Source organism: Nitrosopumilus sp. S4, assembly GCF_054515835.1.
In genome coordinates this window covers 832,344-850,016 of record NZ_CM137258.1, presented here as the reverse complement: position 1 = coordinate 850,016, position 17,673 = coordinate 832,344, and the positions used below count along the sequence as shown (strand labels likewise).

General features: G+C 33.7%; 18 protein-coding genes. 11 read left to right on the top strand and 7 right to left on the bottom strand.

Features of this window, described 5'->3' with window-relative positions; translation table 11 throughout:
- Positions 1-344 precede the first annotated feature (344 nt).
- Genes ACX119_RS04725 through trpA form a run of 6 tightly spaced genes read left to right on the top strand, consistent with a single transcriptional unit; the run spans position 345 to position 6,073 of the window.
- Complete coding sequence (locus ACX119_RS04725; RefSeq protein ID WP_459351973.1) at positions 345-1,694, top strand: anthranilate synthase component I family protein; 1,350 nt, start codon at positions 345-347, stop codon at positions 1,692-1,694.
- Positions 1,691-2,281: an anthranilate synthase component II gene (locus tag ACX119_RS04720; RefSeq protein WP_459351972.1), complete on the top strand. Its 591-nt coding sequence runs from the start codon at positions 1,691-1,693 to the stop codon at positions 2,279-2,281. Before ACX119_RS04725 ends, ACX119_RS04720 begins: the two co-directional genes overlap by 4 nt.
- Positions 2,281-3,327 carry an anthranilate phosphoribosyltransferase gene (gene trpD / locus ACX119_RS04715; RefSeq protein WP_459351971.1) on the top strand — a complete coding sequence of 349 codons (1,047 nt, stop codon included), beginning with the start codon at positions 2,281-2,283 and terminating at the stop codon, positions 3,325-3,327. The genes ACX119_RS04720 and trpD overlap by 1 nt, the downstream gene beginning before the upstream one ends.
- Positions 3,320-4,096: an indole-3-glycerol phosphate synthase TrpC gene (locus ACX119_RS04710; protein ID WP_459351970.1), complete on the top strand. Its 777-nt coding sequence runs from the start codon at positions 3,320-3,322 to the stop codon at positions 4,094-4,096. Before trpD ends, ACX119_RS04710 begins: the two co-directional genes overlap by 8 nt.
- Positions 4,093-5,283, top strand: a complete 1,191-nt coding sequence (trpB, locus tag ACX119_RS04705; RefSeq protein WP_459351969.1) for a tryptophan synthase subunit beta — start codon at positions 4,093-4,095, stop codon at positions 5,281-5,283. Before ACX119_RS04710 ends, trpB begins: the two co-directional genes overlap by 4 nt.
- Positions 5,270-6,073, top strand: a complete 804-nt coding sequence (trpA, locus tag ACX119_RS04700) for a tryptophan synthase subunit alpha (RefSeq protein ID WP_459351968.1) — start codon at positions 5,270-5,272, stop codon at positions 6,071-6,073. Before trpB ends, trpA begins: the two co-directional genes overlap by 14 nt.
- 189 nt (positions 6,074-6,262) lie before the next feature.
- Here trpA and ACX119_RS04695 read toward each other — a convergent pair whose 3' ends face one another.
- Complete coding sequence (locus tag ACX119_RS04695; RefSeq protein WP_459351967.1) at positions 6,263-7,072, bottom strand: copper-binding protein; 810 nt, start codon at positions 7,070-7,072, stop codon at positions 6,263-6,265.
- A gap of 116 nt (positions 7,073-7,188) precedes the next feature.
- Between ACX119_RS04695 and pyrG the strand changes: the two genes are divergently transcribed.
- The 3 genes from pyrG to ACX119_RS04680 all read left to right on the top strand — a co-directional run bounded on the left by pyrG (position 7,189) and on the right by ACX119_RS04680 (position 9,739).
- Positions 7,189-8,757, top strand: a complete 1,569-nt coding sequence (pyrG, locus tag ACX119_RS04690; RefSeq protein ID WP_459351966.1) for a glutamine hydrolyzing CTP synthase — start codon at positions 7,189-7,191, stop codon at positions 8,755-8,757.
- A 130-nt stretch (positions 8,758-8,887) separates the two neighbouring features.
- Entirely contained in the window at positions 8,888-9,496 is a 609-nt protein-coding gene (locus ACX119_RS04685) for a matrixin family metalloprotease (RefSeq protein ID WP_459351965.1), read from the top strand.
- 84 nt (positions 9,497-9,580) lie between these two features.
- Positions 9,581-9,739: a hypothetical protein gene (locus tag ACX119_RS04680; protein WP_459351964.1), complete on the top strand. Its 159-nt coding sequence runs from the start codon at positions 9,581-9,583 to the stop codon at positions 9,737-9,739.
- A gap of 3 nt (positions 9,740-9,742) precedes the next feature.
- Here ACX119_RS04680 and ACX119_RS04675 read toward each other — a convergent pair whose 3' ends face one another.
- The 3 genes from ACX119_RS04675 to ACX119_RS04665 form a co-directional block, all read right to left on the bottom strand.
- Entirely contained in the window at positions 9,743-10,741 is a 999-nt protein-coding gene (locus ACX119_RS04675) for an NAD(+)/NADH kinase (RefSeq protein WP_459351963.1), read from the bottom strand.
- 40 nt (positions 10,742-10,781) lie between these two features.
- On the bottom strand, positions 10,782-11,651 hold the full coding sequence (locus ACX119_RS04670) for a PfkB family carbohydrate kinase (protein ID WP_459351962.1): 870 nt from the start codon (positions 11,649-11,651) through the stop codon (positions 10,782-10,784).
- Between the two features lie 215 nt (positions 11,652-11,866).
- Positions 11,867-12,307, bottom strand: coding sequence for a potassium channel family protein (locus ACX119_RS04665; protein ID WP_459351961.1), 441 nt, complete (start codon positions 12,305-12,307; stop codon positions 11,867-11,869).
- A 100-nt stretch (positions 12,308-12,407) separates the two neighbouring features.
- Between ACX119_RS04665 and ACX119_RS04660 the strand changes: the two genes are divergently transcribed.
- Positions 12,408-13,727 (top strand): dicarboxylate/amino acid:cation symporter, encoded by a 1,320-nt coding sequence (locus tag ACX119_RS04660; protein WP_459351960.1) that lies wholly within the window; start codon positions 12,408-12,410, stop codon positions 13,725-13,727.
- Between the two features lie 69 nt (positions 13,728-13,796).
- Positions 13,797-14,084: a 30S ribosomal protein S26e gene (locus ACX119_RS04655; RefSeq protein ID WP_012215306.1), complete on the top strand. Its 288-nt coding sequence runs from the start codon at positions 13,797-13,799 to the stop codon at positions 14,082-14,084.
- A 2-nt stretch (positions 14,085-14,086) separates the two neighbouring features.
- Here ACX119_RS04655 and ACX119_RS04650 read toward each other — a convergent pair whose 3' ends face one another.
- The 3 genes from ACX119_RS04650 to ACX119_RS04640 form a co-directional block, all read right to left on the bottom strand.
- Positions 14,087-14,659 (bottom strand): CDP-alcohol phosphatidyltransferase family protein, encoded by a 573-nt coding sequence (locus tag ACX119_RS04650; protein WP_459351959.1) that lies wholly within the window; start codon positions 14,657-14,659, stop codon positions 14,087-14,089.
- 223 nt (positions 14,660-14,882) lie between these two features.
- Positions 14,883-15,755 (bottom strand): agmatinase, encoded by an 873-nt coding sequence (gene speB / locus ACX119_RS04645; RefSeq protein WP_459351958.1) that lies wholly within the window; start codon positions 15,753-15,755, stop codon positions 14,883-14,885.
- Between the two features lie 4 nt (positions 15,756-15,759).
- Positions 15,760-17,625, bottom strand: coding sequence for a threonine--tRNA ligase (locus ACX119_RS04640; protein WP_459351957.1), 1,866 nt, complete (start codon positions 17,623-17,625; stop codon positions 15,760-15,762).
- Positions 17,626-17,673: the final 48 nt, after the last annotated feature.

The following is a 17,673-nucleotide window of genomic DNA, read 5'->3' as shown; positions in this document are numbered from 1 at the left end:
CAGTTTATTGTAATGAATAATGAACATCACAAAATAGCACAATGCCGTTTGGAAGGGTTTTTGCCGTAATGCAATGACCATCTTCAATGCCCTTTCCACAAACATAGCACTCAAAATTCGATACTGATGATTGCAGATTATGCGATTTTTTAGTAAATTGTAAATCCTGCATAATAGCGCTTCTCACACTTTGCATGATTCTATATACGATCAAATATGATATAAAGGTACCGTACTATACCGTAACCATATTGAGCCTAGAGAATCAATTAATCCAAACAAATAATGTGACAGATAATCTACTCATCAATTTAAATAATAAACCACCAAAATTTTGTCTATGGGTGGACACCTTTGGAAAAACACAAGCAAAAGTAATACCCCTAGATTTATCTGAAAACCAATTTCAAATTTATAATAAAATTTCAAGAAATTATTCTCATTCATTTCTCTTTGAATCACTTACTGGTCCTGAAGTACTATCCGAAACTTCAGTAATGGGGTTTGACCCTAAAATAATCCTAAAAGGATATTCGGATAAAGTTGAGATTATAGAAAATAATCAAACTAAAACAATTGACACACCAGATCCATTTACAGAATTAAAAAAACTGATCAACAAATCAAACGATACATCTTATAGATATCTCGGAGGTGCTGTAGGGGTAGTCAATTATGATGCAATAAGAATAGTAGAAGACATTCCAGATACTCATAATTCACCTCAACCACTAATGGAATTTGGAATTTATGATGACGGAATTTTATTTGATAATTTACACAAAAAACTATTTTATTTCTATAATGAAGAAAATAGATTCGAGGAACTTCAATTAGGAGAAGACGCTTTTGGGAAATTTAGTGCCAGCAAAGTAAAACCAAACATGAATGAATCAGAATATTCAGAAATTGTAAACAAGGCTAAAAAATACATTCATGATGGAGATATTTTTCAAGTGGTACTATCACGAAAGTTTGCTTTTGACGTTGATGGAGATAATCTTGCATTATACAAAACACTTCGACAGCTAAATCCATCACCATACATGTATCATCTAAAGCAAGGTGAAAAAACAATAATTGGAGCATCACCAGAAATGTTAGTCCGAATTACAGATGACAAAGTGGAAACATTTCCAATTGCAGGAACAAGAAAAATTACAAATGATGATAACGAAAATAACAGACTAGCTGAGGAATTAATTAATGATGAAAAAGAGTTAGCTGAGCATACAATGCTAGTAGATTTGGGAAGAAACGATATTGGTAGAGTTTGCAAATATGGAACAGTTCATCCAGAATCATTAATGGAGATTAAGAGATTCAGTCATGTTCAGCACATTGTAAGTCATATTTCAGGCACTTTAGATCCTAAATACGACATGTTTGATGCGTTTAAAGCAGTTTTTCCTGCTGGAACTGTATCAGGCGCACCAAAAGTCAGAGCTATGGAAATAATAGATGAGTTAGAAACTGAGGCCAGAGGACCATATGCAGGGGCTGTAGGATATTTTTCATATAATGGATGTTGTGATTTTGCTATTGCCATTAGGAGCATATTCATTGAAAAAAATAAAGGATTTGTTCAATCAGGTGCTGGAATTGTTTCTGACTCTATTGACAAAAATGAGTTTAAGGAAACTGAACATAAGGCAGGCGCAATGCTTCAAGCATTAAAGGAGGCATCAAATTGAGATTTCTAATAATTGATAATTATGATTCGTTTGTGTATAACATTGCACAGTATTTAGGAGAATTGGGAGTTGACTGTGATGTAATAAGAAATAATAAAATCACATTAGAAGAAATTATTGAAAAAAAATATGATGCAATAATTATTTCGCCAGGGCCAGGTACGCCAGAAGATAAAAAATATTTTGGAATATGCTCAAAGGTAATCAAAGAATTAGGACCAAATACTCCAATTCTCGGAGTATGTTTAGGACATCAAGGAATCATTGATGCATTTGGTGGCAAAGTAACTAATGCAGGATGTGTAAGACATGGTAAAACAAGTTCAGTGTCACATACAAATTCAAAATTGTTCAAAGATGTAAAAAATCCATTTAGGGCAACACGGTATCACAGTTTAGTTGGTGACAAAACTATAATTCCAGACATCCTTGAGATAACAGCAACTGCGTCAGATGATGGAGAGATAATGGGAATTAGGCATAGAGAATATCTAATAGAGGGAGTTCAATTTCACCCAGAATCAATAATGACAGAGGACGGGAAAAAAATTCTTGCAAATTTTATAAAACAAGTAAAGGAGAAATAATGATTTCAAATATTATTGAAAAATTAAAACAAAAAACAGACCTGTCCTATGATGAGATGAATCAGATCATGACAGAGATTCTTTCTGGAAAAACCACTGATTCAGAAAATGTGAATTTTCTATCAAATCTTGCCGACAAAGGTGAGACAGATGATGAACTTTTAGGAATGTTGGATAAAATGCAGGAATTTTCGCTTAAAATTAAGCCTAAAAATCAAGGAACAGTAATCGACATGTGTGGAACAGGAGGAGACAAACTCCAGACTTTCAACATATCAACTACAGCATCATTTGTAGTGGCAGCAGCTGGCGGAGTAGTTGCAAAACATGGAAACCGTTCAAGTTCTGGAGTATCAGGTAGTGCAGATATTTTTGAATATTTTGGATATGACTTAAATTTAGAACCATTACAAATTTCAGAAATTTTGCAAAAACACAACATCTGTTTTATGTTTGCCCAAAAATTTCATCCAGCAATGAGATTTGTTTCCACTGCTAGAAAACAAATTGGAAAAAGAACAGCGTTTAATCTTCTAGGGCCGCTTTCAAATCCTGCAGGAGTTAAGAATCAATTAGTAGGAGTTTTCTCTATTGAGTACCTAGATAGACTTCCACAAATTCTTAAAAGAAAAGGAGCCCAAAACATAATGACTGTTCGTTCTGATGATGGAATGGATGAATTTTCTACTAGTGCAACAAATAGAGTATGTATTTTAAAAAATGAAAAAACACTAATGAATGCAATTGATCCTGAAGTTCTAGGATTACACAAGTCAAAGATGTCAGATATTCAAATAAAAACTAAGGATGATGCCATAAAATCATTTGTCAAGGTATTGGATAATACAGCAAATCAAGCAATGATAGAAACAACTGCACTTAATGCAGCAGGGGGGTTAATTGTTTCAAACATTAGTAAGAATTTTGAAGATGCAATTGAATTGGCGCTCAAAACAATAAAAGATGGAAAGGCAATGCAACTATTAGAAAGATTTGTCAAAGATACAGGAGATTTTTCAAAGTTAAAGGAGATAAAAGATGGCTGAAAATATTTTACGAAAATTAGTAAATAATTCTCAGATGGCAATTGATGATGGAGTATACGATGTTGATTCAGATTTACAAAAATCAACCAAAGATTTTATACAAATCATAAAGACAAATCCCCATGCTACCCTTCTAACAGAAGTAAAGTTTGCATCCCCTTCTTTAGGAAAAATTAGAACATTGACTGATCCAGTAAGTATTGCAAACCAGATGATTTCTGGAGGCTCAAAAGCACTCTCAGTTCTTACTCAGCCTCATCTCTTTAATGGATCTCCAGAATTTTTTATGAAAGTAAGGGAGGCAGTAGACGTACCACTATTAATGAAAGACATCATGATTGATAAAATCCAAATTGATGCGGCAAAAAAGATGGGAGCAGATTTTATGCTAATAATCCAATCTCTGTACGACAAAGGATTTCTCAATGAAATTGAAGAGTTCATAGATTATGGTCATAAACAAGGTTTACAGATTTTACTTGAAGTGCACACAAAACAAGAATTTCAAAATGCATTAAAAACAGATGCCGATTTAATTGGAATTAATAATAGAAATTTGGACACATTGGAGATAGATCTTAAAACCACTGAAAATATTTTGGCAGGTGAAGAAAAATCACGACTGATTTTATCTGAGAGTGGCATAGAGACACCTGAAGACATTCAATATCTAAAAAAGTGTGGTGCAGATGCTTTTCTTATAGGATCAAGCATTATGAAAAGTGATAACATTGAAGAACAAGTAAAAAAATTGGTGAATGCATATTGAAGTATCCAAAAAATGGTAAATTCGGGGAATTTGGTGGAAAGTATATTCCCGAAACACTAGTTCCTGCAATAGAAGAATTGGAAGAAAACTATCTAAAATATAAAAATGATAAAAATTTCAAAAAAGAATTAGATTATTATCTCAAAGTATATGCTGGTCGTCCAACCCCATTATACTATGCAAAAAATTTATCAGAAAAATTAGGAGGTGCAAAAATCTATCTTAAAAGAGAGGATCTCTTGCACGGAGGAGCTCACAAAATCAACAACACATTAGGACAGGCAATTCTTGCAAAAAAAATGAATAAAAAAAGAATCATTGCTGAAACAGGGGCTGGACAACACGGGGTTGCAACAGCTATGGCTTGTGCTGCTTTGGGAATGAAAGCAGAAGTTTACATGGGATACAAAGATACGATAAGACAAAAACTCAATGTATTTCGCATGAATCTTTTAGGCTCAAAAGTACATCCAGTAAAATCAGGCTCACAAACACTCAAGGATGCAATTAATGAGGCAATAAGAGATTGGATTACAAATGTGGAGACAACATATTATCTTCTAGGTTCAGCAGTTGGTCCCCATCCATATCCTGTAATGGTCAGAGATTTTCAAAGTGTTATAGGTAATGAAATAAAATCACAAATGAAAAAAATCAACAATAAAACACCTGATTCGGTAATAGCATGTGTTGGAGGAGGCTCCAATGCAATTGGAACATTTTATCCACTTGTAGATTCAAATGCAGAAATTATTGGAGTAGAAGCTGCAGGTCATGGATTAAAAACAAAGATGCACTCTGCCACATTATCTGCTGGAAGCAAAGGAGTATTGCATGGGATGATGACATATTTGCTTCAAGACGATGAAGGACAAGTGACTGAGACACATAGTATTTCAGCAGGACTTGATTATCCAGGGGTTGGCCCAGAACATTCTTACTATAAAGATACAAAACGAGTAAAATATCGCTCTGCAACAGATACAGAAGTAATCGATGCATTCTTGATGTTAACCAGAACCGAAGGAATTATTCCTGCACTAGAATCAGCACATGCAATTGCTGAAGCAATTAAGGTAGCTAGAAAAGGAAAGAAATCAGAATCAATTGTGGTAACACTTTCGGGCAGGGGAGACAAAGATGTCGAAGAAGTACAAAATTATTTGAATAAACATGTCAAAGATTAAAGAAAAATTTGCAGCAAATACTGCAAAAAACCAAAAAACATTGATTGCATACATAATGGTTGGTTATCCAAATGAAAAAGCAACTTTGTCAACAGTAAGAGGTTTGGTAAAGGGAGGAGTAGATATTATTGAATTGGGATTTCCATTCTCAGATCCACTAGCAGATGGACCTGTAATTCAAAATGCAAGCACTATATCACTAAGTAATGGAACAAAGATAAACAAATTTTTTAACATTGTTAAAAAAATCAGAAAAGAGACAGATATCCCATTAGTGCTAATGACATATACCAATATTTTGTATCATAGAGGTTATTCTAAATTCATAAAAGATGCAAAAAAGGCAGGTATTGATGGATTCATACTACCAGACATGTCAGTCGAAGAATCAAAAGAATACTTGCATGCTGCAAAAACAAAGGCAGATACAATATTTTTAATTTCACCTAACACAAGTAAAAAAAGAATTCATAGAATTGCTAAAGCATCTTCAGGATTTTTGTATCTAGTATCAGTATTTGGAACAACTGGAATAAAGTCAGGAATTAAACAATACTCGCTAAATGCCATCAAAGAAGTCAAAAAACTTACTAAAGAAAAAATCCCAGTGGGTATAGGTTTTGGTATTTCAACGCCAGAAGACGTGAAAACATACATCAAAGCAGGAGCTGATGCAGTAATTGTAGGTAGTGCTTTTCTAAAAGTAATTGAAAAGACTGCACCTAACAAATTAGAAGCAAAAATTGCATCATTTACAAAAAATCTCAAAAAAGAAACAATTCTAAAATAATAACCGTCTTAGAGAGGTGGTCAGGTTTTCAGACAGGCATAGAGGGGAAACTCAATTTCAGGTATGACCACCAGACTAGATGTTCTCATAACATATTACCTTAACAATAATAAAAAAATCTCGGATGAAATACTGAAAAAATGTTCAACTTATCTAAAATTTTTTTACAGGTTTAAAGATCGATGATTTCTAATTCAAAGAAACTTTAGAACGAGTAAAAAACAATGTTGTAATTAATCCAACAGTTAAAATTCCAATTGCTATGAATCCAAATTCAGGAATTACATGCGTTCCCATAATTTTAATTTCTTTTGAATGAGGAGATATTGGAATTATTAGTTTGGTACCAGTGGAAGTGATTTCAGTTTTAAAATCAGTCATCAATCCATCAATCCATACAGATGTAGGATTCTCAATTAGTTTTGGAGGTAGAATTAGCGTAATCTGCTCATTTTCGGTTTCTCCAGATATTCTAAAAATCAGTGTTTTGTCAGGAGGATTAATTGTAACAGCATTTTGAAGATTGGTATCAAGAACATATTTTACAGTAAATCCTAAACCATCATCACTATATCCAGAGCCAACATTATGGATGGATTTCACACTTCCAGGATTCTTCACTACATGGACAACCCCATTCATCCACGGATGAATACTACAAAAATAGTAAAAATCACCTAGTTCTGTAAACTGGCGACTATAGGAATCGCCGGCATTGATAAAACCACTATCAAATTTCCCATCAACTTCACCAGATTGAGTAACAGAAGTAATTGTGTGAAAAGCAGTATCTGCATTCTCCCATAGAATTATGTCATTAGGATAAACAGTAATTTCTCCAGTTGTTGACCCAGTAGTTTTTTCAGACCAAAAATAGGGGGCATCAGGATCTGATGAACCCGAAGGCATTATGATAGTATGGGTTTTTTCTGCAAAAGCAAATGTAGAACCAACAAACAAGATTACTAAAAGTGGAAAAGCAAAAAATGCCAGCCTCATAAGAGGCTAAAACAACATCTTCTATTTCAATCAATCATGATCGACAAAACATACAAAAACCAGATACTCGTTTCATAAATGTGCAGACGAAGTTCATTTTTGTCACAGGTGGTGTGATGTCTGGCCTTGGAAAAGGTGTTACAACATCCTCAATTGCAAAACTACTCCAGCTAGCTGATCAAAAAGTATCATGCATAAAGATTGATCCGTACCTAAACTATGATGCTGGAACAATGAATCCAGTTGCACATGGAGAGGTTTTCGTTACTGAAGACGGAGGCGAGTGTGATATGGATATAGGAAATTATGAACGATTTCTAAACCAAAATATTCCAAAATCACATAATATTACAACTGCACAGGTGTATTCATCAGTTATCGAGGCAGAAAGAAAAGGAGAATATCTAGGAGCATGCGTCCAAATCATACCACATGTAACTGATGAGATTAAAAATAGAATTAAAAAAATTGCAGCAGATGAGAAACTAGATTTTCTAATAGTAGAATGTGGAGGAACAGTTGGAGATATTGAATCCTTACCATTCTTAGAGGCATTAAGGCAGATGAGAGTAGAAGAAGGACCACAAGAGGTAATTTTTGTTCACGTAACACTTGCACCATCCTTAGATGTAGTTGGTGAACAAAAGACTAAACCTACCCAACACAGTGTTCAGGAACTTAGAAGAATTGGTATTCAGCCAGACTTTTTGGCAGTCAGATGTTCATTGCCATTAGAAGAAAAAACAAAGAAGAAGATTGCAATGTTTACAAATGTAACCACAAAAGATGTGTTGTCATGTCATGACGCAAAATCAATTTTCGAAGTGCCACAAATTCTCTATGATCAAGGAATAATGGATTCAATATTTACTAAATTTGGTAAAGTTGGAATGGTTAATGCCTCAGCCAATTGGGATAAATGGAATAAGATTGCAAGCAACATGGTAAATCATGAAGACCAAAAAGTAAGAATTGCAATGGTTGGAAAATACGTTACACTTGCTGACAGTTATGTGAGTGTAAATCATGCACTAAAACATGCAGGGGCACAATTAGGAAAATCAATCGACATTGATTGGATAGATTCGGAATCAATTACTGATTACAACATTTTATCAAATTATGATGGAATATTAGTACCCGGAGGATTTGGAACTAGGGGTTCTGAAGGCATTATTCAAACTGCAAATTATGCTCGAGAGAAAAACATACCTTATCTAGGAATATGCTTTGGATTTCAACTTGCTGCAATTGCTTTTGCAAGGAATGTTTTGAAATTAGATGATGCCAATTCAACTGAAATTAAACCAGATACAAAAAATCCAATTGTAGATTTGCTTCCAGAACAAAAAAACATCTCAGATATGGGAGGTTCACTTCGATTAGGAGCAAATGAGGTTAAAATCAAAGAAAACTCTAATGCTAAAAAAATATACAATAGCGATACAATTAGCAAACGACATAGGCACAGATACGAAATTAATACACAGTACATTCCAGAATTTGAGAAAAATGGATTAATTTTCTCAGCAGATAGTGATAATAAAAAAAGAATGGAAATACTTGAGATTCCAAAACACAAATTCTATCTAGGTGTGCAATTTCATCCAGAGTTCAACAGCAGACCAGGTTTTCCTGAAGAATCATTTGTGTCATTTATCAAAGCTTCATCTGAAAAATTCTAACATCAGTCAAAGATATTTCAAAAATTAATATAATTTTTCAAATTTTATTGCACATATTTTAACAATAAAAAAGACACTGTAATATTTACTACAAACATACAATTATTATTTAATATTATGTTCATACCATGTGAGAGTAGTAATCCTATTCATCATTGTTTTTATAATTACAGTCTGTTTACCATCGGATGTATGGGCAGTTGATGACACTCAGTGGGAAGAATTGAGAGCATGGAAAGAGTTGAAAGACAACATCATACCAGTTCTCATAATAAGAGACTCTAGTGTTGGAGAATATCAAGTAGATATTGTAGAAGATGCAATAAATTCAAAGAAAGTAAAAAATTCAAGAGCACTATTTCTTGGATGGAATGAAGGAATAAAATCGATTTCAGAATCCTATGGAGTAAAAATTCCAACATTAGAAATTCAATACAACCCTCAAAGCTCAAATATCATTACAATATATTTGATGGATAAATCCAGTCCACAAAAATATGACGGATACACAGATTTATTTTTTGACAGTAATGGGAATATTCAAAAAGCATTTGTGAAAATTTATGATGCAGACAAACTATCAAAAATACAGCTTGAATCAATTATCAGACATGAGTTAGGACATGCTTTAGGGCTAAGCCATACAAATGCAAAAAATGATCTGATGCAGCCAATTATTAATCTAAATTTTAATGCAATATCATTATTAGATTTGCAAGCTCTGGCAAGAGTTTATTGAGTAAAGCGGGTTAATTATTCATATGAATTCCCACTTGTGGGAAATAAAAGAAACAGTGTTATGTCATTTTTAATATCATAAATAATGAGAACAATGGGACAGTGTAAACTGTGTAAAAAATCATTTAAAGTTGGAATTAAGGAATTTTGCTCAATGGAATGTTATAAAAAAAATATTCAACAACGAATTGAAGATGCAACTTTTATTGATCCATCACATACAGAATCGATTTCAAAGGATTAATAATTATTCAATTTTTGAAATCTCATAAATTTTTTGTCTTGCATCTCGAATAGAGACTTTCTTTTTGACATAGCCTTTTTTTAACAAATGACTCAGTGCAAGACGAACTGTTCTATCAGGCAATAGAGTCTTGTTTGATAGATCCTTTTGAGTCAATGCACCTTCATACTCTAGTGTTTTTAAGAGTAATTTTGAGCTTGGAGGCATACTTAGTAACTCCTCGGCCAAATGGACTTTTTTGGCAAGTGCAGAAATTGCAGTAGAGTCTTTTTTGAGACGAATGATTTTAGCATGAGGGAAAAACTGATTGCATTCCACGGTTTTGTTAACTTTGTATCTATCCAATCCATCTAAAACCACTTCACAGTGTAATCTAGCCGAAATATCATCAATTTCAATTGAGCTCTCATTTGAAACTATAATTGGTCTTCTAGTAACATCAAGTGAATTTACTGAAATTATCTCAAAAACAGCAGCATCTTGAAACAAAACAGGACCGCCAGCAGACATAGAATATGCGGATGAACCAATTGGAGTTGATACAATGATACCATCACTATTATCATGCCACACTTCTTCCCCATTTACTCGAAGTGTATGTTCCATAAGCATTGCACTTTTTGAAGAAAAAACTGCCACGTCATTTAATACGGGATAAACGTTCTTTCCATCAATTTTTACTCCAAGGCGCGGTACTTCCTCAACTGTAAAGTTTTGTTTTTTTAGAATATTAACATAAGATGAAAATTCTCTTAATTCAATTTGAGCAAGAAATCCACTTGCTTCACCTTCACTTATTCCAAGTACAGGAGAAGTAGAATCAAATGTCCTATGAAAATAATTTCTAACACCCTTATCACCACCTAAGACAATGATGCAATCACATGGCTTACTCCTTGATTTTGTAATAGGGAATGACTTTATCCCTGAATCATCAAGTATTTTTTTTATCGTCTTTGCTGCAGTATCTGAAGAGCCAGAACCGTAAATTCCTATTTGCACAAAAGTAACAAACTAATCGGTACAATAAAAGAATAATGTGCTACAGGTCTCTGAATTTCAATAAATTATAGAAATATGAGGCATTAGTTTCAATTGTCCCTTTGCGTGGAATCTTTTGTAAACCCACATTTTGTGATTCCAGTGCGGCTTGAGCTGCACCACCTGCAAAACACAAAGCCCACAAAAAATCCTTTTCTTTAATCATTGTACAGCAAAAGGTCGAACAGAAAATATCTCCAATTCCAGTAGTATCATGGACTTGTTTGTTTGGAAGAGTTATAGAGTAAATTTTGTTTTTTACCAAAAGAGACACATTGATTTTATCAGTTAGGAGTACGTATTCTATTCCTTTTTTTTGCAAAGCTAACATCATTTCATCATTAGTACCATCAACAATTTGTTTTCCTTCTTCAGGATTTATCTTAATGGCATTTACACCAGATAAATTAAGATTAGTTTTTTGCAGCATCACATTTTTTTGAGAGTCAACTTGTCTCAAAAAACCCTGAGGATCAACAAATAAGAAATTTGAATCATTTTTAATTTTAGAAAATACATCATCAGTTATCTCATGATAAATCGGACTTACAAGATGACAGTCTGCATTTATTTGATCATATTCAATAGAGTCACATTGATTTTCAAGATGTAGTGTTCTATCAGCACCATTTACAGCAATACTAAATTTTGTGGTTTTTTTCTCAGACTCTGCATTTTTGAAATTAATTTTGTGTTCTGTCAAATACTGTTTTGGAAAATCAGAACCAAATTTTGTAAATAATTCAACGTCAAATTTTAATTCTCGTGCAGTAATTCCACAATAACATGCTGCACCTCCAATTTGCTCATAATTCTGATTATTGATAGTAATAGTATCAATTGCGCAATGAGAAAAAAGGGCTAATTTCATTTCTCTAATTCAAAATTTAGTGGATTTAGTTTTTTGCATTTACCTTATCAAAACAATCTTTGCACAGTACCTGTCCTTTTGATATCATTACCTCAATTCCTGATGTGAAGCAATTATGGCAAAGGCCTCGCATTAAATATCAATTAAATTAATTCAATCTACAATTAAAACATGAAGTATTTTTGAGTAAAAATCAGGCATGAATTTTCCCCTAATCAATCTGAATTTAATTTTTGATTGACTCTTGCTTCATCATGAAGATCTTTGAGCATAGATATGAGTAACTCAACCTCGTGTTTTTCAAGATTCTCAATATCGTGAATTTTTTTTATGATCAAGTATTTTGTTGTTTTTTCTAAACTTTCATGTTTTTTCATTTTCCAACCAACCAACATTGCACCAAATGCCGAAATAAAGGAGCCAATAATTGCAATCCCTACAAACATAAGACCAATCCCAATTATCCTTCCTGCTTCTGTAACAGGTACTATATCACCATAACCAACAGTAGTCACAGTAGCTGAAGCCCACCAAAATGCATCAATCAGATTCGTGATTTGAGCATCCTCATGAGTAGATTCAATCAAATAGATAGCAGTTGCACTTACAGTAACAACTAAAAAAGAAATAACAAAGAGAAATATCAGCAATCTCATAAAAAATTATGAAAAAACACACTACTAAAAGCCAAATCAAGATTTTCAAACCAGATAACAGAGATATTTCTTTTATTGGTAAAAATGGAGTTTTTGATAAATGGTGATAAAATCTTTCAAGAGTCCTATCCCTCAGGTCACATATCTAGTTAAAAAAAAATTATGGGCACAGGTTCTACTTGGATTATTTTTGGGATTAATTTTGGGATTAATTTTAGGTCCTGAAGCAGGATTTATTGAAAAAGACATCAGCGGAATTATAACAATATGGCTTTCCATCCCAGCTCATCTATTTCTTAAAATCATTCAAATGATTATTGTACCTCTTATTTTTGCTTCAATTATTCGGGGGCTTTTATCAGCTGGTAGTGTAGAACAACTTCGAACAATGGGTCTTTCAGTTGCAATATACTTTGTTGTAACTACTGTCATTGCATTAGGAATTGGAGTCTTTGTAGCTACAACCATCATGCCAGGAAGTTTTATTGATAGTGCTACAATGCTAGAAAGTTTAGAAATTGGTGAGACAGAGCAGCTTGTACAAAATGTGGAGTTCAATTTTCTTGACATACCTGAGCAGATCATAGGTCTCATCCCAAGTAATCCCTTGACATCTTTCATGTCAGGAGAAATGCTAAGCATAATCATTTTTGCATTGTTTGTTGCAGTAGCAATGATCTCTTTACCAAAAAAGAAATCTGAACCAATAATGGAATTGCTAGAGTCAGTGCAAGGAATTACAATGAAGGTAGTTTCGTGGGCTATGCGTTTAGCACCATTTGCAGCATTTGGTCTTATGGCAGATATTGTATCAAAAGTAGGTCTGGATGCACTAATTGGACTTGGAACATACATGGCAACAGTTGTTGCAGGTCTTTTCATAATGATGTTAGTTTACATAATTATAATCAAAGTATTTGCTCACAGACCAATATTATCCACACTTAAAATGATGAAGGACCCTCTGCTTCTTGCCTTCTCTACTTCAAGTTCAGCTGCAGTAATGCCGGTTTCACTTAAGACTGCAGAAGATAAGATGAAAGTCAAACCTGCAGTTTCACAGTTTGTAATTCCACTTGGTGCGACAATTAACATGAATGGTACTGCATTATATCAAATAGTGGCAGTGTTTTTCCTTGCCCAGCTTTTCAACATTGATCTTGCACCTACTACAATTATTTTAATTGCAGTAACTGCTCTTGCTGCATCAATTGGGGCACCATCAGCTCCAGGTGCAGGTATTGTGATACTATCATCAATCCTCTTAACAGCAGGAGTACCAGTTATTGGAATTGTTTTGTTATTAGGAGTGGACAGGATATTAGATATGACCAGAACGATGGTAAATGTGGGAGGAGATCTTACAGCTTGTTTGTTCTTTGATAAGCGGATTAAGGAAGAAAATTTACCTAAGGATTAATCCAGATCTGTCAGGCATATCTAAAATTTAACCCACCAAGAATATAAGTAGGCAAATTAGTTTAGGTTCATGCCACTAAAGCGTGCTAGCAGAGGACGTACCAAAGGAGGAAAAGGATCCTCAGGTGTAGTTCAATGTACAAACTGTGGACAAACAGTTCCAAAAGATAAAGCAAAAAAGGTTACATCTAGATTAAATCTTGTAGAACATACTTTGGCAAAAGAGCTAAGGGCTCAAGGTGCATATATTGCATCACCAACAGTTTTGAAATGGTATTGTATTTCATGTGCAATTCACTTTAAAATATTAAAAATTAGATCTGCAGATAATAGAAGAAAACGCGGAAAACTACGTTAGTATTATTCCTTAATATTTTTAGCAGTTACAATCATTCTTTGGATTAAGGTTATTGCTGCAATTATTACAACAATCACTACAGCATAATTCATAAATCCAATCATGCCAATAATCGCAATTACCAAAAGCCTTTCTGCTCTTTCACCAATTCCTACCCCTTGTAATTTAATATTCAGTGCATCTGATTTTGCTCTTGCATAGCTAACAAGTAAAGATAATGTGATTGCAAGTAAAACAAGATATGGTTCAGCATAGCCTCCAATTAAAATTCCTAAAAATATTGCAGTCTCTGCAATTTTATCAAACATTGAATCAAGGTAAGATCCTTTGTTTGATGTCTTGCCAGTAACTCTAGCTACTTGGCCATCAACCATATCAAAAAATCCAGATACAAGAAGCAAGATTCCTCCAATAATTAACCCATATTCAATGCCAAGTCCGTAAACTATGGCTGAAGCAAATGCAATAACTAGACCTACAACAGTCCAAAAATTAGGAGAAAGTCCTGTAGATGCAAATCCCTTGCCAATTTTTTCAAGTGTAGGACGTAGTGTTTCCCTGAGATTATTTAACACGAGATACCCCCAAAATACTATCTAATAAAGTCAACACAGCACAATCCAAGGCAAAATATTAGAAATAGAGTGTTTTTTGAGAATAAATTAGACAAAAAGTAATATAAAAAGATGTTATGATATTATGCATGGATAGATCACTTAAAATTTCAATTGGGACAATCATCGCATTCAGTATAATTTTGACATTATTAATTAGAGAATTTGCAGGATATTAAGAAAATTATTTTTTAGACAAATTCATTGCAATCATTGTAGAGATTATTTTTGCAGAAAGGGAAGCAGTTGAGCCATTATCATGATAAGGGTTTAGCTCAACTATATCAACACCGGTCACATTGGTATCCTTAAAGCAGGAGATTAGATCAAATAATTCCCTTGATGTCATTCCCACGGCTTCAGGATTTCCAACGCCGGGTGCAAACGCAGGATCCAAAACATCAAGATCATAGCTAGCATAAACATTATCAAATGATGATAAATAATCAGCTAGTAGTGCAGGTCCTTTTCCTTCACGCACCTCTTTATCAGATATTGTTTTTATGTTGTTTTCTTTAAGAAATTCTAATTCCTCTCTAACAAATGCGCGTGCACCAACATGCAAAATATTTTCAGCCCCCCTTTCTTCTATAATTCTTCTCAAGTATGAAGCATGACTTAATTTACTATCTGCAAATTCATTTCGTAAATCATAATGTGCATCAAACACTACATACCCAGTATCTTTTGGAAAACTCGAATATGTAGCATATGTAATAGAGTGCTCACCACCTAAAATGAATAGTTGAACTTGTTTTGCAACTAGCTCTGTTGTAATTTTTTTAACCATGTCAACCATCTCAGATGAAACAACTGTATGGCGTGTATTTCCTAAATCCTCAATGTGGACTTCCTCAAGATCTACTTGCAATTCAGGATGAAAAATCTCAATGTTGTTAAAAGAATCACGTATGGCATCGGCTCCAAATCTGCATCCAGGCTTGTATGAATGGGTTGCATCAAAAGGAATTCCAAATATTGTGGCAACAGGTTTTGAATCTTCATTTGACGCAGTAATCATAGGATTTTTGTTCATGTATAAATCAAGGAAACTCATTTTCTTACACCATTAGTTGTGGTCTTTTTGAGAGATGTTTTGGAAGATTCAAACCAGTGTATGGTTTATTCTGAGTTTGATCATTAATTTCTTTTATAAATTCATCAAATGATAATTCCCTAACAGTTCCCATTTGTCTATCTCTAATACTTAGATTTGCAGAGTTTATCTCTTTTTCACCAATTACCAGAATATATCGTATCCATTCTTTTTCTGCTTCGCGTATTCTCTTTCCAATACTTTCATTTCTATCATCAATATCTACACGAATGTTTTTTGAAGATATTTTTCCAGATAATTCTTCACAGTGCGAATAGAATTCTTCATTTAATGGAATTATTCGAACTTGAGTTGGAGCAAGCCATAATGGAAATTGAGGTTTTCTTCCCTCTTTGGAGTCTTTTGCAGCCTTTTCTAAGAGTGCGTAAATAATTCTCTCAATGGCACCACTGGGGGAATTATGCAATATTACAGGGTGTTTAGATTGATTGTGTTCATCAATGTAATCAATCTCATATCGTTCTCCGTTTTCAACATCGATTTGATCTGTTGATAGTGCAGAAGCCTTACCAAGATTATCTACAAAATTAAATTCCCATTTTAGAACAAAATAAAAGAATTTTTCTTTCCACATTTCAACAAGAACAGGTCGGCCATGCTTTTTTACTAATTCCTCGATGGATGATTTGTTGTCGTTGTAAAAATCTTCAGTGAATCTAATTGCCATCTCATAATCAGATTCTTCGATTCCAAGCTCACGTAAAACACTTTGAGAAAGATCAAATCGGATTTTTATCTCATCAACTGCCTGTGGTAAATCTTTGCAAAATGCATGGCAATCAGGCATAGTAAATGCCCTTAGTCTCCTCAAACCAACTAGCTCACCTGATTGCTCTCGTCTAAAACTATAACGAGTAAGCTCGTATAGTTTGTATGGCAAATTTTTGTAAGATAGTTGATGATGATTAGCCATCAAGAACTGGCCAAAGCAAGCAGCAAATCTTAGGAATAATTTTTTGCCTTCTGAATCAATATTGTATTGTCGTGCAGGGAATCGATTAAAATAACTCACCATACTTGGATGTTCAGAATCATACATGATTGGAGTCTCAACTTCACATCCTCCATATTCTTTTACCCTATCAGTAACATATCTTTCAATTAATGATTTTATCAAACGCCCATTAGGATAAAATCTCATATTTCCTGAATCAGAAGCTGGTTCGTAATCAGCTATTGCCATTTTTTTCATCAGTGCAACATGTGGAGGTGGCTCATCGACTTTACGAATTTTTGCAGATTCGTATTTTGCCAAGATTTCTAACTTTTTATTTTTTGAGAAATCAAAATCACCAATGTTTGTCATATTTCCATCAGGAGTCATTATCTTCCAATAAGAACGAATTTTTGATTCACCCTTTAGAGCATCAGATGTAATTTCTTTGTCTCCCGATACTGAAGAGTCTTTTGTGACAACTTTGGAGCTCTCAGCTAAAGGATGGCCCTTTACTTGAATTTTGTATGACTTGGTCCAACCAAATGGTGAATGAGAGACTTCAAGTTCGGATGCATTATCTTCCATTTCTTTGAGTAGAGAAATAGCAATTGAGGGTTTTGCAAGATTGGAACTAAGATGAGCATATGGGTATAATAACAATTTTTTACATCCAATTTTTTCCATTGAATTTTTAATCTGAGAAATGGCATTTTGAGCCACAGAGGAATCATCACCATCCTCAATGGCAACAAAAGCAACTACAATTTCCTCTAAAAGAATAGTCTTAGGATCTTCAATTTCTTCTGCAGATTTTATCTCTTTTTTTGTCGGAGTGTATTCAATAGAATCACAATGAAGTTGCAGTATTCGCATATATTCACACTCCAAAGTTTAAGTTTAATACTTTCAGGTTATGTAAGG